20 protein-coding genes are annotated in these 23,908 nt (G+C 68.5%); 8 read left to right on the top strand and 12 right to left on the bottom strand.

Annotation, left to right across the window (positions count from 1 at the left end; all coding sequences use genetic code 11):
* Window positions 1–128 precede the first annotated feature (128 nt).
* The 4 genes from ACFVWG_RS37810 to gcvT form a co-directional block, all read right to left on the bottom strand.
* Complete coding sequence (locus tag ACFVWG_RS37810) at window positions 129–1,889, bottom strand: ABC transporter substrate-binding protein (protein WP_391548314.1); 1,761 nt, start codon at window positions 1,887–1,889, stop codon at window positions 129–131.
* A gap of 41 nt (window positions 1,890–1,930) precedes the next feature.
* On the bottom strand, window positions 1,931–2,938 hold the full coding sequence (locus tag ACFVWG_RS37815) for an ABC transporter permease (protein WP_391548315.1): 1,008 nt from the start codon (window positions 2,936–2,938) through the stop codon (window positions 1,931–1,933).
* Between the two features lie 349 nt (window positions 2,939–3,287).
* The gene (locus tag ACFVWG_RS37820) at window positions 3,288–6,146 is read right to left on the bottom strand and encodes a BTAD domain-containing putative transcriptional regulator (RefSeq protein WP_391548316.1); all 2,859 of its coding nucleotides are present in this window, start codon (window positions 6,144–6,146) and stop codon (window positions 3,288–3,290) included.
* 102 nt (window positions 6,147–6,248) lie between these two features.
* Window positions 6,249–7,355, bottom strand: a complete 1,107-nt coding sequence (gene gcvT, locus ACFVWG_RS37825; protein ID WP_391548317.1) for a glycine cleavage system aminomethyltransferase GcvT — start codon at window positions 7,353–7,355, stop codon at window positions 6,249–6,251.
* A 97-nt stretch (window positions 7,356–7,452) separates the two neighbouring features.
* Here gcvT and ACFVWG_RS37830 point away from each other — a divergent pair, with 97 nt between their 5' ends.
* Complete coding sequence (locus ACFVWG_RS37830) at window positions 7,453–8,946, top strand: leucyl aminopeptidase (protein WP_391548318.1); 1,494 nt, start codon at window positions 7,453–7,455, stop codon at window positions 8,944–8,946.
* Here ACFVWG_RS37830 and ACFVWG_RS37835 read toward each other — a convergent pair.
* Window positions 8,935–9,261: a cupin domain-containing protein gene (locus ACFVWG_RS37835; RefSeq protein ID WP_391548319.1), complete on the bottom strand. Its 327-nt coding sequence runs from the start codon at window positions 9,259–9,261 to the stop codon at window positions 8,935–8,937. The genes ACFVWG_RS37830 and ACFVWG_RS37835 overlap by 12 nt on opposite strands.
* On the bottom strand, window positions 9,258–9,941 hold the full coding sequence (locus tag ACFVWG_RS37840; protein ID WP_391548320.1) for a DUF2848 domain-containing protein: 684 nt from the start codon (window positions 9,939–9,941) through the stop codon (window positions 9,258–9,260). Before ACFVWG_RS37840 ends, ACFVWG_RS37835 begins: the two co-directional genes overlap by 4 nt.
* 62 nt (window positions 9,942–10,003) lie before the next feature.
* Between ACFVWG_RS37840 and ACFVWG_RS37845 the strand changes: the two genes are divergently transcribed.
* Window positions 10,004–11,338: an MFS transporter gene (locus ACFVWG_RS37845; RefSeq protein WP_391548321.1), complete on the top strand. Its 1,335-nt coding sequence runs from the start codon at window positions 10,004–10,006 to the stop codon at window positions 11,336–11,338.
* On the opposite strand, the gene ACFVWG_RS37850 is transcribed toward ACFVWG_RS37845, so the two are convergent.
* Window positions 11,325–11,963: a GntR family transcriptional regulator gene (locus ACFVWG_RS37850; RefSeq protein WP_391548322.1), complete on the bottom strand. Its 639-nt coding sequence runs from the start codon at window positions 11,961–11,963 to the stop codon at window positions 11,325–11,327. The two genes, ACFVWG_RS37845 and ACFVWG_RS37850, sit on opposite strands and share 14 nt — an antisense overlap.
* 29 nt (window positions 11,964–11,992) lie before the next feature.
* Between ACFVWG_RS37850 and ACFVWG_RS37855 the strand changes: the two genes are divergently transcribed.
* Complete coding sequence (locus tag ACFVWG_RS37855; protein WP_391548323.1) at window positions 11,993–12,763, top strand: carbon-nitrogen hydrolase family protein; 771 nt, start codon at window positions 11,993–11,995, stop codon at window positions 12,761–12,763.
* 12 nt (window positions 12,764–12,775) lie between these two features.
* Here the strand turns inward: ACFVWG_RS37855 and ACFVWG_RS37860 are convergent, their stop codons facing one another.
* A complete protein-coding gene (locus ACFVWG_RS37860; protein WP_391548324.1) occupies window positions 12,776–13,093 on the bottom strand; it encodes a hypothetical protein in 318 nt (105 codons plus the stop codon).
* A gap of 154 nt (window positions 13,094–13,247) precedes the next feature.
* On the opposite strand from ACFVWG_RS37860, the gene lpdA reads away from it, so the two are divergent.
* From lpdA to ACFVWG_RS37875, 3 genes are all read left to right on the top strand, one after another.
* Window positions 13,248–14,636 carry a dihydrolipoyl dehydrogenase gene (lpdA, locus tag ACFVWG_RS37865; RefSeq protein WP_391548325.1) on the top strand — a complete coding sequence of 463 codons (1,389 nt, stop codon included), beginning with the start codon at window positions 13,248–13,250 and terminating at the stop codon, window positions 14,634–14,636.
* A 138-nt stretch (window positions 14,637–14,774) separates the two neighbouring features.
* Window positions 14,775–16,667, top strand: a complete 1,893-nt coding sequence (gene sucB, locus ACFVWG_RS37870) for a 2-oxoglutarate dehydrogenase, E2 component, dihydrolipoamide succinyltransferase (protein WP_391548326.1) — start codon at window positions 14,775–14,777, stop codon at window positions 16,665–16,667.
* Between the two features lie 83 nt (window positions 16,668–16,750).
* On the top strand, window positions 16,751–17,641 hold the full coding sequence (locus tag ACFVWG_RS37875; protein ID WP_391548327.1) for a TIGR01777 family oxidoreductase: 891 nt from the start codon (window positions 16,751–16,753) through the stop codon (window positions 17,639–17,641).
* Window positions 17,642–17,657: 16 nt separating this feature from the next.
* Here ACFVWG_RS37875 and ACFVWG_RS37880 read toward each other — a convergent pair whose 3' ends face one another.
* Window positions 17,658–19,622: a protein kinase gene (locus ACFVWG_RS37880; protein WP_391548328.1), complete on the bottom strand. Its 1,965-nt coding sequence runs from the start codon at window positions 19,620–19,622 to the stop codon at window positions 17,658–17,660.
* Window positions 19,623–19,694: 72 nt separating this feature from the next.
* On the opposite strand from ACFVWG_RS37880, the gene lipB reads away from it, so the two are divergent.
* Window positions 19,695–20,411 (top strand): lipoyl(octanoyl) transferase LipB, encoded by a 717-nt coding sequence (gene lipB / locus ACFVWG_RS37885; RefSeq protein ID WP_391548329.1) that lies wholly within the window; start codon window positions 19,695–19,697, stop codon window positions 20,409–20,411.
* A gap of 122 nt (window positions 20,412–20,533) precedes the next feature.
* Here lipB and ACFVWG_RS37890 read toward each other — a convergent pair whose 3' ends face one another.
* Window positions 20,534–20,749: a helix-turn-helix domain-containing protein gene (locus ACFVWG_RS37890; protein WP_391548330.1), complete on the bottom strand. Its 216-nt coding sequence runs from the start codon at window positions 20,747–20,749 to the stop codon at window positions 20,534–20,536.
* Window positions 20,749–21,228 (bottom strand): DUF2975 domain-containing protein, encoded by a 480-nt coding sequence (locus tag ACFVWG_RS37895; protein WP_391548331.1) that lies wholly within the window; start codon window positions 21,226–21,228, stop codon window positions 20,749–20,751. Before ACFVWG_RS37895 ends, ACFVWG_RS37890 begins: the two co-directional genes overlap by 1 nt.
* 142 nt (window positions 21,229–21,370) lie before the next feature.
* Here ACFVWG_RS37895 and ACFVWG_RS37900 point away from each other — a divergent pair, with 142 nt between their 5' ends.
* On the top strand, window positions 21,371–22,882 hold the full coding sequence (locus ACFVWG_RS37900) for a hypothetical protein (RefSeq protein ID WP_391548332.1): 1,512 nt from the start codon (window positions 21,371–21,373) through the stop codon (window positions 22,880–22,882).
* 34 nt (window positions 22,883–22,916) lie between these two features.
* Here the strand turns inward: ACFVWG_RS37900 and ACFVWG_RS37905 are convergent, their stop codons facing one another.
* Window positions 22,917–23,879, bottom strand: a complete 963-nt coding sequence (locus tag ACFVWG_RS37905) for a LysR family transcriptional regulator (RefSeq protein ID WP_391548333.1) — start codon at window positions 23,877–23,879, stop codon at window positions 22,917–22,919.
* Window positions 23,880–23,908: the final 29 nt, after the last annotated feature.

The raw sequence follows: 23,908 nt of genomic DNA on the forward strand, positions 1-23,908 counted from the left end.
GCGAAAGGAAGAGAACGCAAGAAAGGGGGGACGTGGCCTCTGTGCTGGTCGTGGTGGGGGGGGGGTTTTTCCTGTCCCCCCACCCACCACCCTTCTTTCAGATCAAGCGAGATCCGTCAGCGAACCGGTTACGGCTGCTTCAGGTACAGCGACGTGAACTCGGGCATGCCCTGCGTCATGTCGTTGACGGCGTGACCGATGTTCTTACCGACCGGGAAGGCGCTACCGGAGTAGTACAGCGGCACCAGCGGCAGGTAGTCCTGCAGGATCTTCTTGTCGACCTTCGACCACTCGGTCAGCTGGGCGTTCGGGTCAAGATCCGCGACCCGGTCGATCTCGGCGTCGAGCGCCTTGTCGGACAGCTGGCCGATGCTGTTGCCCAGCGCGATCGCGTCGGACTTGAACAGAACCGGGAACCAGCTGGTACCGGTCGGCCAGTCGGAGCACCAACCCGCGGGGGTCTTGCCCATGTTGACCGGAGCGTTCTGGTCGCCGGTCAGGGTCCGGATCTGCGCCTTCGGCACACCGGTGGCCTTAACCTTGAAGCCCGCCTTCGTGTACACCTGCGTACGCAGCTGGTTGACCTGAGTGGCGATCTTGTCGTCGTTGGAGAAGTACCAGCTGAGCTCGAAGCCGGACTTGCCCAGCTTCTCCAGCTCCGACTTGACCTCGGCGGCGACGGCGTCGTCCTCAGCACCCTTGCCGGTGCCGTTCATGCCCGGCAGTTCGTACTTCTCGTAGCCGGGAACAGCCGGCGGCAGGATCGTCGAGGCCGGGAACGAGCTGTCCGGAGCCTGGCCGGAGACCTTGCGCCAGGAGTCGAACGGGAAGGCCTTGACGATCAGCTTGCGGACCTCGAGCGGGATCTTCCGGGTGTCCATCGGCCAGGTGATCGTGCAGGGCGACGCGCCCTTGATCAGCTGCGACGGGTCCTTCAGCTCCGGGTAGAGGCTGACGTCCAGGTTGCTGTAGTTCAGCGCGCTGGCGTCCGGGCCGGCCGAGGCCAGCACCTGCCGCTGCACCTTGATGGTGTCCTGGGCGAACTTGAAGTCGAAGCCGTCCGGGTACTGGTAACGCACCGGGTCGGTGTTCGGGTCCCAGTTGGTGTTCTTGGTCAGCTTCAGCTCGCTGCCCGAGGTGTACGACGCGACCTGGTACGGGCCGGTCGTCATCGGGTGCTGCTCGTAGTTCTTCTTGGTGTCCTTCGCCTGCGGGATCGGCGTGAACATCGGGAACGCCGCGTAGAACGGAAGGTCGTTGAACTTCTTGGCCAGGTGGATGACCAGGGTGCTGTCGTCCGGCGTCTCGACACCGGAGTAGTTCTCGCCACCGGCGGCGTACGGGCCCTTGTACTTGTCGCCGTCCTTGAAGAACTGCAGCTGGTACGTCGGTCCGGCGTCGTACAGGTCGTGCGCGAAGGAACGCTTGATCGCGTACGCGTAGTCGGCGGCCTTGACCGGCGTGCCGTCCATGTACTTGATGCCCTGCTTGAGCTTGAACGTCCAGGTCAGGCCGTCGGCCGACGGCGTACCCAGGTCCTCGGCCAGGTCAGGAACCAGCGTCGGCTTGCCCGAGGTCGGGTCAAGCTTGTACTGGGTCAGCGCCCGGTACATCAGCTTGCCGATCTGGTTTCCGTCGACGTAGTAGATGTTCGTCGGGTCGAAGGTGTCCGGCGTGACGTCCGAGAGGACAGTGATGGTGCCACCGGTCTTCGCGCCGTCGATCGGCTTGGCCGGGCCCTTGGCGGTCGGGTCGACCGCCTTCACCTGGGCGCCGCCTGGACCGGCGTTGCTACTGCTGCCGGTGCCGCTGTTCGACGACGGGCTGCCGCAGGCCACGGCGGCCAGCATGACCGTCGCCGCCACCGCGGTGATCCGTTTCCACTGCATTGTCGTGTTTCTCCTTTTCTGCCGCTCGGGGCAACGCCGGGCTACCGGCGGGTCTTCGGGTCGAAGGCGTCGCGGACCGCGTCGCCCAGCAGCGCGAGTGCGAGCACCAGAATCGTGATGCCCAGCACCGGCAGCCAGAGATAGATCGGGTCAGCCTTGAACCAGTTCGTAGCGGTGGCGATCGTCTGGCCCCAGGACGGGACCGGCTCGATCAGACCAACACCGAGGAACGACAACCCGGCCTCCGCAGTGACATACGCCGGCAGCGCCAGCGAGGCCGAGATGACGATGGGTGCCACCAGGTTCGGCAGCAGTTCCTTGAACAACACTTGCCGCGTCGGCACCCCGATCGCCTTGGCAGCCAGCACGAACTCGCGTTCGCGCAGAGAGAGCACCTCACCACGGATGATCCGGGCCAGGCCCGCCCATCCGAAGAAGGACAGCACGAAGATCAGGACGAAGAACCTGATCGACGCTTGCTGGGAAGGGGTGAGGTTGAACGAACCGCCGCGCAGCGACTCCACGATCGGCACCATCGCGATCGCGAAGAGCAGGTACGGCAGGCTCAGCACGAAGTCGATGAGCCAGGAGATGACCCGGTCGACCCAGCCGCCGAGGAAGCCCGCCAGCAGGCCCATCACGACCCCGACGACGGTCCCGAAGACCGTGGCCACGAACGCGATGATCAGCGACGGCCGAGCGCCGTACACCCAGCGGGCGAAGTTGTCCCGGCCGGTCTTCGGCTCGACGCCGAACCAGTGCGAGGCCGTCGGCCCGGTGGTCGGGAAGCCGTAGGCGTCGATCAGGTCCGGGTTGAACTTCGCGATGTCCGAACCTTCGAGCTTCGCCAGCACCGGCGCGAAGATCGCGACCAGGATGAACAGCAGCACGAGGGTGGCGCAGACGAGCGCGACCTTGTCCTTGCGGAGCCGGTCCATCGCGATCCGGGTCGGCGACTTACCGTGCGCGACACCTTTGGCCCGCTCGGGCTCCGCAGAGGCCGGGTGGTCCTCGATCCCTACGGTCGAGTCGGGTGACCCAATGCTCATTCGCGCTCCGTCAGCTCTGTCAGCCGGATGGTTGTGGTGGTCCGTCAGTCCGGCGCGGTCTGTAGATCGTGCCGAACATTCGCTCGCTGGAAGGGCCTGCGTCAAATCCCCTTGACACCGGTAAACCCCCCAGCCGCGCGCTAGCCTGCCTGACACTGTGACACCAAACCAGCGGTGCTCGACAGCAGTGCACAAATCGTTACCGGAACGGGTACTCGACCGGAACATTTGCCTTCAATGGTGACTATCCGCAGTCAATCCTTCGCGAAACGCGTCGGCACAGCACCGACAGTGGCCAATTTGTGCCACAAAATAACAGAATGTAACAATCCGGCGGCACCGGCCGGTCCTATCGCAAAGGTCCGGATCCGAACCCCAGCAGCCGCCATTGGTACATCAGGTCGTCGCGCACGAAGCCGCTTTCGGGGGCCTTCCGGATCACCTCGGCCAGCACCCGGCGAGCCTCGCCGGGACGGCCGGCGGCAAGCTCGAACCGGGACCGCGCGATGGCGTTCATCGCCTCGCCCCAGTCGTCCGGTCGGCGCTCGAAGATCTCGGCCGCCCGGCTGATCACGGCGCCCGCGCGCGACAGGTCGCCGGACAGGATCAGCGCACACGCCTCCAGGTTGTCGACATGCGCGCTGCCGAGCTCGTCGCCGATCCGCTCGACGATCTCGCGGGCCTCGGCCAGCGCTTCCGCCATCTCGTCCTGATACGCCGCTCCGAGGTCGGCGTCGGCCTGCAGCGTCTCCACCATCAGCACCACGCGAATGGCGTGCAGCCGGGTTCCCTGCTGGCTGAGTCGGCAGGCTTCGCGCCGCATCGGGATGGACTCGGAGATCCGGCCGAGATGCTGGAACGCAGCCGCGAGCTTGTCGAACACCCTCGCTCGCTGGCCTTCGAGCTCCGGATACCGGTCGATCAGCTTCAGCACCCGGAAAGCCAGCCGGATGCCTTCGTCATAGTCACCGGCCACGCTCGCCGTATTCGCCGCCTGTGCGAGGGCTGCAGCCATCAACTCCGGTACTCCGGAGCGTTCGGCCGACTCGACCGCCCGCCGCGACAAGGCGGCGAGCCGTTCCGCGTCTGTGAGATCCGCCTGCGCAACAGCGGCGTAGACCGCGCGATCGAGCTGAGCCTCCACAGTGGTCGCGCCGGCCCGGATGGCCCCGTCCCGGCCCAGCAGCAGGACCCGCTCGCGCGACTCCCGCTCGTCCCGGACCGAGAGGTACCCGGCCATCCGCACCGCGAGTTCAGCCGCGATTTCCGGGAATGCCCCGGCTGCCAACTCGACCGCCGATCGGGCCACCGGAAGTTCGGTATCAAGCCAGGCGGCCCCGGAGCGGGCCGCAGGCTCGGCAGCCGGTAACTCGCGGCCGCCGAGGTCAGGACCCGCACCCGAGCGAGTCACGCCGTGATCGATGTGCTCGTCGGCGATCGTGACCAGGCGGAGCACGGTCTGGACGTAGCGCCGCTCGGTGTCTGCTCGGTCCGGCTCTTGGGTGTGGAGCTCGAGTGCGCGAGCGCGGACCAAGCCGTGCAGTCCGTAGCGCGGTGGACTGACGCGACGGAGCTGGACGAGGCCGAGGGCGGCCAAGTTCTCCAGTACGGCGGCAGCCGTCACCTCATCGGTGTCGAGGAGGGGAGCCGCGACCCAGGGAGCGAACTCGTCGGCACCGACCAAGGACAGGGCGGCGAAGAGCTGGCGGGATTCGGGGGTGGCGATGGTGAGGGTCAGGTCGAGGCTGGCGCGGACGGCTCGGTCGCCGGCTATCAGGTAGTCGAGGCGCTGGGACTCGTCGGCGAGGGTTCGGACCACCTCGGCTACGGGCTCGTGGATGAGGGCGAGGCGGGCGCCGACGATGCGGAGGGCTAGTGGGAGGCCTGCGCAATGCGGGACTACGTCGGCCACGTCAGCAGCGCCTAGGCCGGAGACTGCGCCGAGGAGCTCTGCGCTGGTCTCGTCGGAGAGTGGGAGGAGCTCTCGGTGCGTGGCGTCTTCCAGGCCGAGCATCGGGCGGCGGGAGGTGACGATGACGGCACCCCCAGCTGGGAGCAGTGGGCGGAGCTGTCCGGCGTCCACGGCGTCGTCGAAGACGAGCAGGACCGACTTGTCGGCCAGGCGGCTGCGTAACAGAGCAGAGCGCTCTTCGAGCGACTCGGGAAGCTCTGAGCCATCGACTCCGAGCGAGCGCAGCAACTGCCCAAGGATCGTGCCGTCCGGCAGGCTCTGCCCGTTCACGTCCTGCAGACGGGCAAAAAGTTGGCCGTCCGGGAACGCATCTGCCAGCCGATGCCCCAGCCGGACCGCCGCCGCAGACTTCCCGGTCCCCGCCGCCCCATACAGACAGACAACAGCCGGTATGCCGGACCGCACCGGGCCGGCCAGCACGGCCGACAGCTCGTCCAGTACGTCGTCCCGCCCGACCAGGAGGCCTATGTCCGCCGGGAGCTCCCGCGGCACCGCTGAGGGAACCGCGATGTCCAGCGACGGGTCCTGGCGCAGGATGGCGACCTGAAGGTCACGCGCCTCGGCTCCTGGCTCCAGACCGAGCTCCTGGTCCAGACGCCGTACAAGAGAGGAGTAGACAGCCAGAGCGTCGGCCTGCCGACCGGACCGGTAGAGCGCCAGCATGGAGGCGGTCGCGAAGGTCTCGCGGGTGGGCTGAGCCGCGGTCAGGTCGGCCAAACGCGGGAGTAGCTCCTGGTGGTGGCCCAGCGCGAGCTCGGTCGAGAGCAGCAGCTCCTCTGCCGCCCAGCGCTCTTCTTCCAGTCCCCCGCACAGTCGCTGGCGCACGTCCTCGGTGCTGACGTCCGCCAGCGCAGGTCCACGCCACAGTCCCAGAGCATCGGTCAGCAGCTTGCTGCGCTGCTCCAGGTCGTCCTGACGCCGAGCCTGCGCAACCAGTGTCCGGTACTGCTCTATGTCGGTAGCTCCGGGCGGCGCCTGAATGGCATACCCGTCCCGGCCGCTGGTGAGCTCAACGTCGAGCACGGTGCGCAGACGAGAGATGTAGACCTGCAGCGCCCGCCGCGGGTTAGTAGGCATCGCCTCAGGCCAGAGCAGCTCCATCAGCCGGTCTGCGGACACCGCCTTGCCTGGCTCCAGGAGCAGAACAGCGAGCAGCAGCCGCTCCTGGCGGCGCTTCAGGAGGATCTGGTCGCCACCCGACCAGATCTGGACCGAGCCGAGCAAGCGGAATTCCACTGACTCATGGTAGGTGCCTGGTAACAGGCCTGCCCCAGGCTCTGCCTTACCGCCCCGATCGGAAAGGCAGAGTCATGACGAGAGCTTGGGACTGGGGCTGAATCAGCCCTCCCGTACGTTGACGGTGACGAAGGGTGGCTTCACGACGGCGAAGGTCTCTTGACGGCCACGGATGTCGACAGTCACCTGGTCACCCTCCTTCACCGTGGCGTCCAGCAAGGCCAGGGCAATGCCCTTCTTCAACGACGGCGAGAACGTGCCGGACGTGACCTCACCCAGTGCGGTACCGGACGAGTCCGAGACCGACATGTGCGGTCGCGGGATGCCCCGGCCGACGGCCAGCAGGCCGCGAAGGATGCGCGCCGGGCCTGCCTCCTTCTCGGCCCGCAGGGCCGTGTCGCCCCAGAAGTGCTCCTTCTTCCAGCCCACGGCCCAGCCGGACCGCGCCTGCACCGGAGTGATGTCCGGAGAGATGTCCTGGCCGTGCAGCGGGTAGCCCATCTCGGTTCGCAGCGTGTCTCGCGCGCCCAGGCCCGCCGGGACGATCCCGTACTGCTCGCCGGCCATCAGCAACGCGTCGAACACCCCGACCGCAGCAGCATTCGGTACGACGAGCTCGTACCCCCGCTCGCCCGTGTAACCAGTCCGGCACACCACTACCGGCGTACCGGCGAAGTCGGCGACTGCGAAGGACATGTAGTCGTGGCCGGTCGGCAGACCAATGGCTGCGACCACGTCATCGCTGTTGGTGCCCTGTACGGCGAGGATCGCGTAGTCGTCGTGCGTGTTCTTCACCACAACGCCGTCCGGCGCATCCGCCTCGAGCAGGCGCACGACCTCGGCGGTGTTGGCGGCGTTCGGGATCAGGAACACGTCGTCGTCGGCGTGCAGGTAGGCGATCAGGTCGTCGACCACTCCCCCACGCTCGTTGCAGCACAGCGTGTACTGCGCCTGGCCCGGCGTGATCTTGCCGAGGTCATTGCTCAGGCACGCGTTCACATACGCGGCGGCGCCCGGCCCCTTGACCGTCGCCTTGCCCAGGTGGCTCACGTCGAAGACGCCCACCGACGTCCGGACCGCGGTGTGCTCCGCGACCACGCCGGAGTACTCCAGTGGCATCTCCCAGCCACCGAACTCGGCGAACTTGGCTCCGAGCGCGACATGGCGCTCGTGCAACGGCGACTTCTTCAATCCTGGCGAACCGGTCATGGAGGGCAAGCTACCTGACGCGTAGCATGCGAAGGCAGTATTCACGTACCGTCACGACCGGCCATCCGCGCACCGGTCAAGGAGGACTGAGAATTTCGTGAGCACCATCACCCTGAGCAAGTCCGATGCTGCCGGTGTCAAAACCGACACAGTGGTCATCGGCGTGGTCAAACTCGACGGCGCCGTCACCCTGCCGGCCGGCACCGAGTCGCTCAACGCCGCGTACGGCGGGCAACTGGTGGAGGTGCTGTCCGGACTGGGCGCCACCGGCAAGACCGGTGAGGTGACCAAGGTGCCCGGCCCGAAGCCGGGCAAGTCGGCGATGCTGATCGCCGTCGGACTCGGCGAGGCCCCCGACGGCACGCTGAAGACCGAGGACCTGCGGACCGCCGCCGGCACCGCGGTCCGGGCCGCCAAGCTGACCCAGTCGGTCGCCTTCGCCCTGCCGACGCCGGACGCCGAGTGCGTCCGTGCGGTGGCCGAGGGCGCGCTGCTCGGCCGCTACTCCTTCACGACGTACAAGTCGGAGAGCTCGGCCGACCAGGCCGGCGCGGTCACCGTGCTGACGGAACTGGCCCGGACCAAGGAGGCCAAGGCCGCGCTGGAGCGCGCCGAGGTCACCGCCGAGGCGATCCGGCTCGTCCGCGACTGGGTGAACACCCCGCCGTCGGACCTGCACCCGGTCGAGTTCGCCGCGCACGCGGTGAAGCTGGGCAAGGACTACGGCGTCAAGGTCGAGGTCCTCGACGAGAAGGCCCTGGCCAAGGGCGGGTACGGCGGCATCCTCGGCGTCGGCCAGGGTTCCACCAACCCGCCGCGGCTGGTCCGGCTCACCTACACGCCGAAGAAGCCGGTGACGCACCTGTCGTTCGTCGGCAAGGGCATCACCTTCGACTCCGGCGGCCTCTCCCTGAAGACGGCCAACGGCATGATCAGCATGAAGTCCGACATGGCCGGCGCCGCCGCCGTGATCGGTGCCACGCTGGCGATCGCCAAGCTCGGGCTGCCGGTCCAGGTGACGACGTACGCGGCGATGGCGGAGAACATGCCGTCCGGTTCGGCCGCGCGCCCGTCCGACGTCCTGACCATGTACGGCGGCAAGACCGTCGAGGTGCTGAACACGGACGCGGAGGGCCGGCTCGTACTCGGGGACGCCCTGGTGCGCGCGTCCGAGGACCAGCCCGACCTGATCGTCGACGTCGCCACGCTGACCGGCGCCTGTGTCGTTGCCCTGGGCACCAAGGTGGCCGGCGCCTTCGCGAACACCGACACCGCCCGGGACCGCGTCGTCGACGCCGCCGTCGCGGCCGGTGAGCCGATGTGGCCGCTGCCGATCCCGAGCGAGATGCTGGACAAGCTGAAGTCGCACTCGAAGGTCGCCGACCTGGCCAACATCACCGGTGAGCCCTGGGGCGGTGCGCTCGCCGCCGCCGCATTCCTCGGCGACTTCGTTGCCGAAGGCATCGACTGGGTGCACCTCGACGTGGCCGGCCCGGCCTTCAACGACGGCTCCGCCTCCGGCTACACGCCGAACGGCGGCACGGGTTACGCCGTACGGACGCTTGTCGAGCTCGCTGCCTCAGCGAGCTGAGTAGCGGATCTCGAGCATCAAACAGCCGTCGGCCGTGGTGTACGGGCCGTGCGGCATCCCCGGCGGCCGGCACGCGTAGTCGCCGGGGTGGAAGGTCTGCTCGAGGGTGAGATCGGTCAGCGATCCCTCGAGCAGGTACACCTCCTCGACGTACTCGTGCCTGATCACCTCGGCCCCGGACGTCGTACCGGCCGGCCACCGGGCAAGCCTCGTCAGGGTGCCGTCGGGTGCGGTGCTCAACACCCGTTGCTCGATGCCGTCGGCAACCATCCACGGCAGCTGACCGGTCGGGAAGAACTCGCGCTCCGCTTTCACGACCAGGCTTCGGCGAGCTGCTCGACGCTGTAGACGATCCGGCTGGTCACACCCCGCGGATCGGCCATCTCGACCCGCCACGCGTCGGCGAACTGGTCGACACCGGCGATCATCGGGATCGTGCCGCTGAGCAGCACCGTGCCCGGCACCAGCCGGTCGCCGAGCTCCTTGATCCAGTACGACGGGGGCAGCAGCTGCGCGAGTGTTCCGTCCTGGATGAGCTCCTCGGTGTCACCGTGCCGGACCCACGCCTTGAGCGTGAACCGGTCGAGCTCCTTCTCGATGTCCTTGAGGGGCCAAGCGACGTCACCGAGCACGTCCGGCGCCGACTGCTTGCTCCAGGCAACACCGTGCACCTCGAGCGCGCGGTCGGTGTGGTCGCACGCGACCGTCAGCAGCAGGTCCTCCGGCGTGTCGCCGACGACCAGCGCCCACTCCGCCTCACCGGATGTCTTGGCATGCGCGACCTGGACGACCTCCGGCCGGCCCACCAGGGACGCCGACAGCGGATAGAGGGTCGGGATCCGGGACGGCGCCGGGACGCCGAGCTCGGCCAGCTCGTCCACGTGGTGCTGAACCTGTTCGGTGTCGCGACCGGCGTACCCGGCATTCAGGGCGTAGCGGACGGTAATCTCCCGCTCACTGCCGGTGGGTAGGGCGAAGCGCAGCGTCTGACTCATGATCGGCGTTCCTCCGATTTTCTGCTCCGAGAGCTTGCGTGAACACGTCGTATACAACGAGTATGGAGCAATCCCCCAAGGAGGTCCACCCGATGTCCAGCCCCACCACTGACGCCCCGGAGCGCCGCGGCCTCTACAAGGCGTTCGCCGCGAGCCTGTCCGGCACCTCGCTCGAGTGGTACGACTTCGCCGTCTACAGCTCCGCAGCCGCTCTCGTCTTCGGCGACCTCTTCTTTCCCGGCAGCGAGCCACTGACCGGCACTCTGCAGGCCTTCGGGACCTACGCCGTCGGCTACATCGCCCGGCCGCTCGGTGGCATCATCTTCGGGCGACTCGGTGATGTGATCGGCCGCAAGCGCGTGCTGGTCGCCACACTGCTCCTGATCGGCGTGGCCACCTTCTGCATCGGTCTACTGCCGACCCACGCCCAAGCGGGCGCACTGGCGCCGACACTGCTTGTAGTGCTGCGTTTTGCGCAGGGTGTCGGTGTTGGTGGCGAGTGGGGTGGTGCGGTCCTGCTGAGCAGTGAGTTCAGTCAGGCTGGGCAGCGCGGGTTCTGGGCATCTGCGGCCCAGGTCGGCCCACCGCTCGGGACCCTACTGGCAAACGGCGTACTGGCTCTGTTGGCTGGGTTGCTGACCGAGGCACAGTTCCTCAGCTGGGGCTGGCGAGTCGCCTTCCTGTTGTCCGCCGTACTGGTTGCTTTTGGCCTGCTGATTCGGTCCAAGCTGGAGGAGACTCCGGTGTTCAAGGAGCTGGAGGCCCGTGGGGACCGGCCGACCGCTCCGGTGACCGAGGTACTGCGGACGCAGCGCCGGCCGCTCATCGCCGCGATCCTGGTGCGGGTCGGACCGGACGTGCTCTACGCGATGTTCGCCGTGTTCGTGCTCACCTATGCGACCAAAGAGCTGGACATGAGTCGCGGCCAGGCGGTGACCGCCGTACTGATCGGCTCCGCCTGTCAGGTCGGGCTGATCCCGTTCTCCGGCTACCTGTCCGACCGGTACGGACGTCGGCTGATCTACGGCATCGGTGCGGTCGGCGGAGCGGTGTGGAGCGTGGCGTTCTTCGCTATCGCGTCGTCGCTGGGGACTCTGGTGCTCGGTGTGGTTGTCGGGCTGGTGTTCCACTCACTGATGTACGGACCGCAGGCTGCGTTCGTGTCTGAGCAGTTCACAGCGCGGCTGCGCTACACCGGTAGCTCACTCGCCTACACGTTCGCCGGGGTGATCGGTGGCGCACTGGCGCCGCTGGCCTTCACGTACTTCCTCGCCAAGGCTGGGACCGGCTACGTGATCGCGCTGTACATCGTGGTGGCCTGTGTGATCACGCTGGTCGGCCTGCGACTCGGCCGCGCCGTGGTCGACGACGAGGACCTTGCAGTCAGCCGTGCATAAGGATGGAGGCTGTCGTGTGCAGGTGGCCGAGGATCGCCTTCTCGGCCGCCTCGGGCGCACCGGTGGCCAGACCGTCGACAATGGCCTGGTGCTCCACCAGGACCTCCTGCCGCCGGGTCTCACTGCGCTGCAGCGCGACGATGCCGAGCAGCACGTGCTTGGCGCGCAGGTTGTCGTAGAGCCGGCCGAGCACGGAGTTGCCGGCCGCTGCGACGAGCAGCGCGTGGAACTGACTGTCCAGCTCGATGAACTCCTTCGCATCACCACGCTCGACGATCGCGCGCTGTTGCTCCAGTACGGCGGCCATGGCGGCCACCGGCGCATTACCGGCCGCGAGCGACGTGGTCGCGGCCCAGGTCTCGATCACGCCGCGGGCCTGCATCATCTCGGCGATCTCGCGCCCCGGAACCGGCGCGACGAACGCCCCGCGATGCGGGACGAGCTGCACCAGGTCCTCGGCGGCCAGCATCAGCAGCGCCTCGCGGACCGGGGTCCGCGAGATGCCGACCTCGGTCGCGACCGCCTGCTCGTTGATGAACGTCCCCGACACCGCCGGATCGCTGAGCACAGTGCCGCGCAGGTACTGGTACGCACGGTCCCGGCCGGAATCCCCACTCAATTGCATACTCAATGTATACAGGCACGGAGGTCCTGATGACAGATCTACGCGTGGCTGCGGCCCAGCTCACCACCGGCCCCGACCCGGTGTCCAACCTGGCGGCCGCAACAGAGGCCGTCCGGCGAGCAGCCGACGGCGGAGCCGAACTCGTCGCCCTGCCCGAGGCCACGCTGGCCTGCTTCGGCACCGACCTGCTCAGTGTCGCCGAGCCGCTGGACGGACCGTTCGCGACCGGACTGCGCAAGGTAGCGGCCGACCTCGGGATCGTCGTGGTCGCCGGACTCTTCGAGCCGTCGTCGGATGGACGGGTGCACAACACGCTGCTCGCGACCGGGCCGGGCGTGGAGGCGTCGTACCGAAAGATCCACCTGTACGACGCGTTCGGGTCGCGCGAGTCGGACACGGTTGCTCCAGGCAACGAGCTTGTGAGCTTCACCTACCGGGACGTGACGATCGGACTGGCCACCTGCTACGACCTGCGGTTCGCTGATCAGTTCAGTGCGCTGGGTCGACTCGGTGCCGAGCTGATCGTCGTACCGGCGTCTTGGGGAGCTGGACCGGGCAAGGAAGAGCAGTGGGACCTGCTGACCCGGGCGCGGGCCGCGGACGCGCAGGCGTGGCTGCTGGCGTGTGACCAGGCCTACACGGCACCGCAGGGCACGGACCCACTCGGCATCGGCCGCAGTAGCCTGACCACTCCCCTGGGCCACACTGCGGTCCGTCTCGACCACACACCCGGCATCTTGCACGCGGTCGTGGACTCCGGCGTCGTTGCCGGGGTGCGTGAGCGTGTTCCCCTTCTTTAGACCACGCCGGCTTTAGATCAGGCCCTGCTTCTTCATCCGGGCGTTGTACTCGCGCATCCGCGGTGGGTAACCGACCACGGCGGCGTCGTACGACGGGATGCCCAGCTTGTTGGCGAAGTTGTGTGCCCACTGGACCGACGGCACGCGACGGCGGGTCCACTCGCCGTCGACCGCGACCAGAACCATCGTGTACTCCGTCACGGCAGTGCGTGGCTCGACGAAACCCTCCACTCCCTGGCGAGTCAGGGCGAACTCCCGCAGGTGCGCCTGGTCGGGCGTGTCCGACCTGCGCATCGTGCCGGCCTTCTGCCGGCTACCGAACCACTTCATGGAGCAAGTCTCCCCCATCACCGCAACTCATCCGCAGAAAACCCCGGTAACGGTTTCTGCCAAAAGCGGCAATTTCGCGACGTGCGAAGATGACGCCGGGTCCGGAACCGCGATCCGGAGCCGGCCCGCCGACCACACGCCCACGGAGGAACCTGTGACGAACCCGGCAGACAGCGGTACGACGTACGACCTGGTGATTCTCGGCGGCGGCAGCGGCGGGTACGCCGCGGCCCTGCGCGCCGCGACGCTGGGGAAATCCGTCGCCCTGGTCGAGAAGGACAAGGTCGGCGGCACCTGCCTGCACCGCGGTTGTATCCCCACCAAGGCCCTGCTGCACGCCGCCGAGGTCGCCGACTCCGCCCGCGAGGGTGAGCAGTTCGGCGTCCGGACGACGCTCGAGGGCATCGACATGGGCGGCGTGAACAAGTACAAGGACGGCGTCGTCGACCGGCTGTTCAAGGGCCTGCAGGGCCAGTTGAAGGCCCGCGGGATCACCGTGATCGAGGGCGAGGGGCGGCTGACGTCGCCGACCACGGTCGCGGTCAACGGAACGACGTACACGGGCAAGAACGTCATCATCGCGTCCGGCTCCTACTCGCGATCGCTGCCCGGGCTGACGATCGACGGCAACCGCGTGATCGCGAGCGAGCACGCGCTGACCATGGACCGGGTGCCGGAGTCCGCGGTCATCCTCGGCGGCGGCGTGATCGGCGTCGAGTTCGCCAGCGCCTGGACCTCGTTCGGTACCAAGGTGACGATCATCGAGGCGCTCCCCCGGCTCGTCCCGTCCGAGGACGCCGACTGCAGCAAGACGCTGGAACGCGCCTTCCGCAAGCGCAAGATCACCTTCAAGACCGGTACGCCGTTCGAGTCGGTCGACACGCACGACAACGGCGTCCGCGTCACCGTCGCCGGTGGCGAGGTGATCGAGGCCGAGGTGCTGCTCGTCGCCGTCGGCCGCGGCCCGAACACCGAAGGCCTCGGGTACGACGAGGTCGGCGTCGCGCTCGACCGTGGCTTCGTCACCGTCGACGCGAACCTGCAGACCAGCGTGCCGGGCGTCTACGCCGTCGGCGACATCGTGCCCGGGCTGCAGCTCGCGCACCGCGGGTTCCAGCAGGGCATCTTCGTCGCCGAGCACCTGGCCGGACTCAAACCGACGCCGATCGACGAGGCGGGCATCCCGCGGGTCACGTACTCCGAACCCGAGGTCGCCTCGGTCGGACTCACCGAGGAGCAGGCCCGCGCGAAGTACGGCGAGGTCGAGATCCTCAACTACAACCTCGGCGGCAACGGCAAGAGCCAGATCCTCAAGACGTCGGGCTTCGTGAAGCTGGTCCGCGCCAAGGACGGCGCCGTGGTCGGCCTGCACATGGTCGGCTCGCGGGTCGGCGAACTCATCGGCGAAGCCCAGCTGGTCTACAACTGGGAGGCCTACCCGGCCGACGTCGCCCCGCTCGTACACGCGCACCCCACCCAGAACGAGGCTCTCGGCGAGGCCCACATGGCGCTCGCCGGGAAGCCCCTGCACTTCCACGACTGAACCCTGCCGGAGCCGCTGGCGTGCCCGAGTAAGTTTGTGACTGACGGGTAGCCCGGGTTCGCGTGACCCGCGTCCCGCCCGCGCCAGCGGCACCGTAGGCTGACACTCGACCGATCAGACGAAGGAGCAACGACCGTCATGCCGACCTCTGTATCCCTGCCGGCCCTCGGGGAGAGCGTCACCGAAGGAACCGTCACCCGCTGGCTCAAGCAGGTCGGTGACACGGTTGCCGTCGACGAGCCCCTGCTGGAGGTCTCGACCGACAAGGTCGACACCGAGATCCCGTCGCCCGTCGCGGGCACCCTCCTCGAGATCAAGGCCGCCGAGGACGAGACCGTCGAGGTCGGCGCCGAACTGGCCGTCATCGGTGATGCCGGCGAGTCCACCGGCTCCGCCGACGCTCCCGCCGAGGCACCGGCCGAGCAGGCCGCCGCTCCCGCCGAGTCGGCTCCGGCCGCCCAGGCCGCCCCCGCCGCCGAGGCACCGGCCGAGCAGGCCGCGCCCGCCGAGGCTGCCCCGGCCCCCGCCGAAACCCCAGCCCCTGCTCCTCAGGCTGCCTCTTCCTCCAACTCGGGCACCTCCGTCACCCTCCCCGCACTGGGTGAGAGCGTGACCGAGGGCACCGTCACCCGCTGGCTCAAGCAGGTCGGCGACGACGTAGCCGTCGACGAGCCGCTGCTCGAGGTCTCCACCGACAAGGTCGACACCGAGATCCCGTCGCCGGTCGCCGGCAAGCTCCTGGAGATCAAGGTCGCCGAGGACGAGACCGTCGAGGTCGGCGCCGAGCTCGCCATCGTGGGTTCCGGCGATGCAGCCCCCGCCCCGGCTCCGAAGGCGGAGACCCCGGCACCCGCCGAGACCCCAGCTCCGGCTGCTGCTCCGGCACCGGCCGCCGCACCAGCACCGACTCCGGCTCCGGCTCCGGCTCCGGCTCCGGCAGCACAGGCCCCAACCGCTGCTCCCGCTCCCGCCGCAGCTCCCCCGGCACAGGCGCCGGCCCCGCAGGCGGCTCCGCCGGCTCAGGCCCCGGCCGCCCAGGCACCCGCCGTACAGGCTCCCGCTCCGGCTGCCGCGCCCGCCGCGTCGTCGAACGGAAGCTCCAGCGAGGGCCCGAACTACGTCACCCCGCTCGTCCGCAAGCTGGCGGCTGAGCACCAGGTCGACCTCAACGCGGTCCAGGGCACCGGCGTCGGCGGCCGGATCCGCAAGCAGGACGTCATCACCGCCGCCGAGGCCCAGAAGGCCGCGGCCGCCGCAGCACCGGCCGCCGCGCCGGCAGCAGCCGCCGCTCCCGCCGCGAAGGCCGCGACGATCAGCCCGCTGCGCGGTACGACCGAGAAGATGAGCCGGATCCGCAAGGCGATCGCGGCCCACATGGTCAACAGCCTCAAGGTCTCGGCCCAGCTGACCACGGTCGTCGAGGTCGACGTCACCGAGATCGCCAAGCTCCGCAACGCGAAGAAGGCCGAGTTCGAGGCCCGCGAGGGCACCAAGCTCAGCTTCCTGCCGTTCTTCGCCCTCGCCGCCATCGACGCGCTCAAGCAGTACCCGAAGCTGAACGCGTCGATCGACGAGGAGAAGGGCGAGATCACCTACCACGCTGCCGAGCACCTGGGCATCGCGGTCGACGTCGAGCGCGGCCTGATGGTCCCGGTCGTCCACAACGCCGGTGACCTGAACATCGCCGGCCTGGCGAAGAAGATCGCCGACCTCGCCGACCGCACCCGCAACAACAAGGTGACGCCGGACGAGATGGCGGGCGGCACGTTCACCATCACCAACACCGGCAGCCGGGGCGCCCTGTTCGACACCCCGATCCTGAACCAGCCGCAGGTCGGCATGCTCGGGACCGGCGCCGTCGTGAAGCGCCCGGTCGTCATCACCCACCCGGAGCTCGGCGAGACCATCGCGATCCGCCAGATGGTCTTCCTGGCCCTGACCTACGACCACCGCCTGGTCGACGGCGCCGACGCGGCCCGCTACCTGACGGCGGTCAAGCAGCGGCTCGAAGAGGCCCAGTTCGACGTCTGATCCCTCTGAGTACTGCGCGACCCGGCGCCGGTTCCGTTCCGACGGACCGGCGCCGGTCTCATCTCTAGCAAGGAGCGAACCGCATGAAGTACGTGCTCGCCGGTGCTTCCGGCTTCCTCGGCCGATCCCTTGCCCGCGACCTCGCCGCCGACGGCCAGGACGTCGTCCGCCTGGTCCGCCGTACGCCGTCCGCTCCCGGCGAACTGCAATGGGACCCGGCCCGTGGTGAGCTGGACCTCGCGGGCATCAGCGACGCCGACGTCCTGATCAACCTGGCCGGTGCGAACATCGGCCGGCCGTGGACTCCGACGTACCGGAAGACCCTCCGCGAGAGCCGCGTGACGACCACCGCCACCCTGGCGAACGCCGCCGCCCAGTTGGAGAAACGCCCCACCCTGATCACCCAGAGCGGTGTCGGCGGCTACGGCCTCGACTGCGGCGACGAGATCCTCACCGAAGACTCTCCCCTCGGCGACGGCTTCCTCGCCGACGTCGTCCGCGTCTGGGAAGGCGCCCTGGAACCGGCCCGCGCCGCCGGCTGCCGGGTCGCGTCACTGCGCACCGGCGTCGTCCTCGCCCGCAAGGCTCCGGCGTTCCAGTTGCTGACCCTGCCGTTCCGCTTCGGCGTCGGCGGTCGCTTCGGCTCCGGCAAGCAGTACTTCCCCGTGGTCTCGCTGACCGACTGGCTCCGCACAGCCCGTTTCGTCGCCGACCACGACACCCTGGCCGGCCCGGTCAACGTCACCATCCCGACCCCCGCCACCAACGCCGAGGTCGCGCACGCGATCGGTGCCGCGATGCACCGGCCTGCACTGGTTCCCGTCCCCGCGGCTGTCATGCGGCTGGCCCTCGGCGAGTTCGCCTGGGAACTCCTGGGCAGCAACCGCACCTTGCCCACCCGCCTCGAGTCCGCGGGCTTCACCTTCACCTACCCCACCGCGCCCGAAGCCGTGCGTGCCGCCTTCGCCGACTAGGCCATGGCCGGCTGGGTCAGGGCGGGGTGATGGCGGCGATGCGCCAGGCGGGTGGTTGGCCCTGCGCTCGTTGACGGTCGGTGGGGGTTGGTGTGGTGGTGAGGGTGATGAGGTGGGTGGTGGGGGTGCCGGGTGGGAGGGGCGTGGTGGCGCCGGTTTTGTCGACTGCTTGGCCGGCGGCTAGGTGGTCAGTGGCGCGGAGGATGACTGTGGTGGGGGTTTGGCGGGTGATGGTGGTCTTGTCGATCTCCAGCTGGAGGCCGTGGATGCGGACGCCCTTGCTGCGGTAGTCGGCGAGGAGCGCGCGGTCCGAGCGCCAGGGTGTGCTGCCAGGGATGTAGATGTTGTCGAGGAGAGCGACGTCCAGCGTCCGGAACGCCTGTGCACGTTGAAGATCCAGCGCCCGCAAGGTTCTCAGCCACTCGGCGACGCTTCGCTCAGGGCCGGGAGTGTGCGTCCGGCTTGGGCCGGAGGTCGTCGGGGTTCCTGTCGATGTTGGGGTTGGCGGGCTGGCTGGGGTTGTTGGCTGTGAACTGGCTGAACCTGTTGAGTTGGTGGGATGTGCGGTGCTCGGTGTTGTGGAGGGCTGCTCGGATGCTGCGATGGCTGTGTCGGAAGGGTCCAGTACCAATCGGGCTGCGAGCGCTAGCACCAGCAGCACCGCAAGCCCGAGCCCTACAGCGCCCGCGACACCGAAGGTGGGTTTGGCGAGCAACCCACGGAACCTGCCGACCGGCGAACCGCTCGCCTCGCGGTTCGAGGTACTCCACGCGGTGCGGAGGCGTCCCCACCAGGTGTGGCGTCGGCGCCAGGGGCAGCGACGGGTGAGGGTGCGGGGTGGCGCTGACTCAGCCGACCGGGCTGGCCTCGCGCCGAGAGCGAAGGGTGACGCTTGTGGGTCTCGTCGGTCGGCGATGGGCGCGTGCGGGCTAGGCGGGGTCGGCTCGGGGGCAGCTGGAGGTGCGTCTGGGGTCGGCCGGGGCGTGGACCAACTGATCGCGGGCTCGATGTGGGTGGTGCCGATGATGTGGGTTCTGGTGGGCAGGACGACGTGGGTCTTCGTGAGGGACGTGGGGGCGAGCCGGGACAGCGGGTTGGCGGCGGGCTCCGGCGTACGGCGAATGAGCTTGGGCAGGCGGGGGCGTTTGGGTCGACTCGGCAGCGGTTTGGGTGCTGGGAGCTCGGGAGTGGTCGGTTGCTGCAGGGCAGGTCGGGTGGGCGGCTCGGAAGGCGGCGGGGCGAGCGGCCCACGTGAGGTTTCGATGGGGTCGTCGTCGGAGGGTGGCAGGGCGCTCGGGTGGAGGTCTGGCGTTAGGTCGTCGTCGTCGCCGACGAGGATCGGTTCCGGGGTGGTGAGCGTGAGGAGGTGGGCGGCCAGGTGGTGGGACGGGGTTTCGGTGAAGAGAGCGGGAGTGAACAGAGTCGCGGGACCGCCGGCATGCAGGGCGAGGGCGGCGAGGGCTTGGCGGTCGTTGGCGGGTGACGGGGGTTCGGATGGTGGGTCGGTGAGCGGGCGGATGTTCAGCGAGTGCAGGGCTGCGTCGGTCAGGATCGGGCGGCCTTCGACATCGATCAGCACATTCGGGGGCGTCACGTGGCCGTGGATCAGGCCGCAGCGGTGCAGGTAGTGGAGGGCGTCGGCGAGTGGGCTCAGCAGGGTGACGAGCTCACCAGGTGACAGACTCCCCCGGCGGCTCAGCACCTTTGTGAGGCTGAGGGCAACGACGTACTGACTGAAGATGAGCCACTCGGAAGCGGTCTCGCGCACCTCCAGGACGCGGGCGACGTGCGGATGGTGGATGCGTTGCAGGACCATCAGCTCGTCGCGGAACTGCTCCTCTCGCTGGATCGCTGTGACGGGGATGCGTTTGAGCACGGCATGGCGGCCGGTGGCGAGGTCGCGGACCTGCCAGAGCGTTCCGGCCGATCCGGACCCGAGCCTCCGGCGCAGGCTGTAGCCGGCGAGGTCTTCGAGTGCCATGCCAAGAGGATGCACCGATCGCCGCCAGCCCCGCGGAAGTTATCCACAGGCTCCCGGCCTACACTCGTTGACGTGACGGGTATCAGGTACGTGGAGGCTGGGTTCGGCGCCGAGGCAGTGGATTACCAGAGCGCGTGGGCGGAGCAGCGGCGCTTGCACGCGGAGGTCGTCGAGGGCACCGATCCGGGTACCGTCATCCTGCTCGAGCACCCACCCGTCTACACCGCCGGCAAGCGGACCGAAGCCCATGAACGCCCCGTCGACGGGACGCCAGTGGTGGACGTCGACCGCGGCGGCAAGATCACCTGGCACGGCCCCGGCCAGCTCGTCGGGTACCCGATCGTCAAGCTGGCCTCGCATGTGTACGTCGTCGACTACGTCCGGCGCCTCGAGGAAGCCTTGATCGCGGTCTGTGCCGAGCTCGGTGTCACGACCGGCCGGGTCAAGGGCCGCAGCGGAGTCTGGGTCGCCGCTGACGAGCGCGGTCGCGAGCGGAAGATCGCCGCGATCGGGATCCGGGTCTCGCACGGCGTCACCATGCACGGGTTCGCGCTGAACTGCGACAACGACCTCACGTGGTTCGACCGGATCGTTCCCTGCGGGATCTCCGACGCCGACGTCACCACGCTCTCCAAGGAACTCGGTCGCGACGTACCGGTCACCGAGGTCCTCGACTCGGTCCGCCGTCACCTCCACCACTTCCTCGCCTGGGACGCCTACGACCGCACCCCCGACATCGCTCACCCCGAGCAGCCGGCCGCCGGCATCACCTACGGCCTCACCGTCTAGCCCACCGTCGGCCTGAACCTCAACATCCGACGGATCCTCGGCAGCCCACCCCGCCTTTGTGGATCCTTGGTGCCACAGGCTGGCAGCGACCATCCACAAAGCGAGCACTACCGCCGATGACGTCAGGCGGGGTCTTCGTCGATCCACTCGAGGAGGTCGCCCGGCTGGCATTCGAGGACGCGGCACATGGCTTCGAGGGTGCTGAAGCGGACCGCTTTGGCGCGGCCGTTCTTCAGTACGGCGACGTTGGCCGGGGTGAGGCCGACACGTTCGGCGAACTCGCCGACGCTGAGTTTGCGGCGGGCCAGCTCGACGTCGATCCGGACGACGATCGGCATCAGATCACCGCTTCCATGTCGGTACGGAGGGTGGTCGCGCGCTGGAGCAGGGCGCGCATCACCACCATCAGCAGCCCGAGCACGGTGATCACGACCTCCAGCAGGAGCAGCACCATCGGCAGACCAGGGTCGTCGGCGTGGATTCCGACGTACAGGAAGATGACGCCGACCACGAGCCAGACGCCGCCGATCGCGCCGATGATCAGGTTCACCCAGAAGGTGGCTGCCGGGGTGAAGATCCGGTCGCGCTTGACCATCGTGAGCAGCATCCAGGTCGATACGACGACGACCTGGATGCAGAGCACCACGAAGCCTGCAACGAAGGTGGCCGGCCAGCGGAGGTCCGCGTCGGCCGGATTCACCTCGGCTTGATGGCGGAACTGGCCGGGCAGGGACAGGGTCTGGAACACGACCAGGATCGCGAACAGCACGACCAGGAAGACCCGGAGCGCGGCGACCGCTCGATTCTCACTCAGCATGTATCGAGAATCGCTGGCAATCTATCGATTGTCAATCGGATCGCTCAGGTACGACGGGAGTTGCGCACTGAAAGTAGTCACCCTTGAGGTGGTTGCGAAGTGTCTGCCAGGCGTAACGGTCAAACGTCGCTACGGTGGAGGGGTGTCCAAATTTCTTGGCTTCTTGCTCGGGGTGGCAGTCGCACTGGCCGGGCCGGCGGTGTTCGGGGTGCTCGGTGCGCCGGGCGGTATTCAGCTGAACACCAAGGAGATGGCGCTTGCCTACGGTGTAGGCGCGCTCGTCTTCTGGGCGATCGTGTCGTACTTCTCCGGCGCGGCCGCGATCGGTGCGTTCCTTGCCTTCGGCACGCTCGTGTATTGCTGGCTGTGGATCCCGAACCGCACCACGAACTTCCTCGACGACGTGCCGGGCGTGACGAACGGCATGGTCGACGGGACGCGCCAGTACACGCTGAACGGCGTCGTACCGATCCTGACTGTGATCTCGCTGGTGTACTCGATCCAGCTGATCGTCCGGAGCGTGCAGCGTCGTCGCCGTGCGCGGGTCGAGGCCGAGCGGCTGCAGCGTGAGCAGGAAGCCGCGCAGGCGCAGCAGGAGGCAGCCGCCGCGGCGGTCTATCCCGTTGCCCCGAGCACCTACCCGGCCGAGTCGTACGCGGCACCGTCGTACGAGCCTTCGAGCCGGTACGACGACCTGTTCGACGAGGAGCCGGAACGCCCGCGCAATCAGGCGGATGAGCAGACCGCGCAGTTCCCGGTCGCCGAGTCCGCGCCCGAGCAGACCGCCGCCTTCTCCCCGTTCGCGGATGATGTTGCCGACGGCAACGACGAGACGGTCCTGGCCCCCTCCGACCGCGACGAAACCGTAGTCGCACCAGCGCCGGCGTCGGATTCCGACGAGGTGACGGTCATCGCCGCGGACCACGACGAGACCACACAAGCCGCAGCCGACCAAGAACCCCGCGAGGTCGCCCAAGCCGGTACGGCGGCACCTGCCGATGCGGTCGACCAGACCGCGGCGGCTGAGCCCGCACCGGCCGACCAAGAGACCCGCGAGGTCGCCGAGACGCCGACCGAAACCGAGGCGGGTACGCCAGTGGCGGCGGCTCCAGTAGCCAGCACTCCCCCGCCCGCCTACACGGCACCCGAGGCTGGTGCAGAGGCGGCTGATGCGCCGGTAGCTAGCGGGCCTGCGGCCGACCAGACCGCTGCGGCCGAGCCCGCTGCAACACCGGAACCCCCGGCAACACCTGAGCCTGCGCCCGCGGCTGCCACTCCCGCTGCGCCCGCACCTGGTGCGCCGGTGGCTAGTGCTCCGCCCGCTCCTGCACCTGAGGCCAGTGCGCCGGCTGAGGATTCTGACGATGAACGGTTTGATCCTCCGACGGGTGGCGGCTCGGCTAGCGGTGACGAGACTGCTGTCTATCCGACCGCCCCAGCCGCTGAGCCGGAGAAGCCTAAGGCGGCTGAGCGGATGGCGGACGGCGGCGGGTGGCAGGCAGCTGAGGCGTTTGCTGAGCCAGTCGGCGGGACCGAGCGGGTGGGTCAGCAGTACCGGGAGCGGATGGAAGATCCCGAGGACACTGGCGAGTTCCACGTGAGCGCGTTCGAGGGGCCCTTCAACACCCCGGGGATTCGACCCGCCGGAGCCTGAGCAGCAACATCATGTGGCGTGAGGCCTTTACGGCTCACGCCACATGCATGTGATGGTGCGGCTGGTCGCGACGGGCGTGTTGGGCGAGCGCCTCGTCGTACGCGGCCGTCGCCATGGACAGCACGTCAGAGGCCATCTGTGCGCGCGGTGAGTCAGAACTCCACGCCAGCAACAGACGCCGGTGAATGGGGTCGCCGCTCAGCGGTCGCGTGATGACGTCCTGGGACAACATCCGGTACGACGTCGGTGAGACGAGCGCGACGCCTTGACCGCTGGTGACGAAGCCCATCAGGACCGAGGTGTCGACCGAGTGGTGCTCGACCTTCGGCTGGAAGCCGGCCTGCTCACACGCGGCGCGGAAGAGCACGTGGAAGCCACTGTCGTCGGGCGGCTCACCGATCCACTCTTCGCCGGACAGGGCAGCCAGGTCGACCTCGTCGCAACCGACCAGCGCCAACGGATGCTCGGCGGACATCACCACGTACGCGGATTCCGACTCGACCACCGTGCACGCCTCGACCCCCGTCGGAAGCCGCAGCTCGAAGCCGGGGAACTCACGCAGCAAGGCGAAATCGAGTCGCCCGCTCTCCAACTGCTGAAGCAGCACGCTCGTCGACCACTCGACCTCGATGCTGACCTGCTCGATCTGGCCGTGGTCCCGCAGCCGCTGAGCGACCCCCGACATCGGTGCGGTCGGGAAACCACCCAGCCGTACGGCGCTCGACTCGACCGCCGTCATCGCGGACACGGTCGCCGAGAGATGGTCGACGTCGACGAGAATCGCGCGGGCCCGGTCGACGGCGTACCGGCCTAGTGCGGTCGGCGTGACGCCGGTCCGGGAGCGTTCGAACAGCTCACCGCCGAAGGCGGCCTCGATCCGCTTCAGCTGCGCGGTAAGGCTGGGCTGACTGACCTTGAGCCAGCGCGCGGCCCGTCCGACGGACCCCGCTTCGGCAACCAGGACGACAACCCGGAGATGGCGCAGCTCCACGTTCATGCGTTGAGACCGTAGTCCAAGTCGACACA

It is taken from the genome of Kribbella sp. NPDC058245, assembly GCF_042882005.1.
Classification (GTDB): Bacteria; Actinomycetota; Actinomycetes; order Propionibacteriales; family Kribbellaceae; genus Kribbella.

Bases quoted from the DNA above. Each gene is read 5' to 3' on its own strand.
- ACFVWG_RS37890 (WP_391548330.1), bottom strand. From the start codon at position 20,749: ATGCCGATCGTCGTCCGGATCGACGTCGAGCTGGCCCGCCGCAAACTC.
- ACFVWG_RS37905 (WP_391548333.1), bottom strand. From the start codon at position 23,879: ATGAACGTGGAGCTGCGCCATCTCCGGGTTGTCGTCCTGGTTGCCGAA.
- ACFVWG_RS37840 (WP_391548320.1), bottom strand. From the start codon at position 9,941: ATGAGTCAGACGCTGCGCTTCGCCCTACCCACCGGCAGTGAGCGGGAG.
- ACFVWG_RS37875 (WP_391548327.1), top strand. From the start codon at position 16,751: ATGAAGTACGTGCTCGCCGGTGCTTCCGGCTTCCTCGGCCGATCCCTT.
- gcvT (WP_391548317.1), bottom strand. From the start codon at position 7,355: ATGACCGGTTCGCCAGGATTGAAGAAGTCGCCGTTGCACGAGCGCCAT.
- ACFVWG_RS37810 (WP_391548314.1), bottom strand. From the start codon at position 1,889: ATGCAGTGGAAACGGATCACCGCGGTGGCGGCGACGGTCATGCTGGCC.
- sucB (WP_391548326.1), top strand. From the start codon at position 14,775: ATGCCGACCTCTGTATCCCTGCCGGCCCTCGGGGAGAGCGTCACCGAA.
- ACFVWG_RS37845 (WP_391548321.1), top strand. From the start codon at position 10,004: ATGGAGCAATCCCCCAAGGAGGTCCACCCGATGTCCAGCCCCACCACT.
- ACFVWG_RS37815 (WP_391548315.1), bottom strand. From the start codon at position 2,938: ATGAGCATTGGGTCACCCGACTCGACCGTAGGGATCGAGGACCACCCG.
- ACFVWG_RS37855 (WP_391548323.1), top strand. From the start codon at position 11,993: ATGACAGATCTACGCGTGGCTGCGGCCCAGCTCACCACCGGCCCCGAC.
- ACFVWG_RS37880 (WP_391548328.1), bottom strand. From the start codon at position 19,622: ATGGCACTCGAAGACCTCGCCGGCTACAGCCTGCGCCGGAGGCTCGGG.
- ACFVWG_RS37860 (WP_391548324.1), bottom strand. From the start codon at position 13,093: ATGAAGTGGTTCGGTAGCCGGCAGAAGGCCGGCACGATGCGCAGGTCG.
- ACFVWG_RS37895 (WP_391548331.1), bottom strand. From the start codon at position 21,228: ATGCTGAGTGAGAATCGAGCGGTCGCCGCGCTCCGGGTCTTCCTGGTC.
- ACFVWG_RS37850 (WP_391548322.1), bottom strand. From the start codon at position 11,963: ATGCAATTGAGTGGGGATTCCGGCCGGGACCGTGCGTACCAGTACCTG.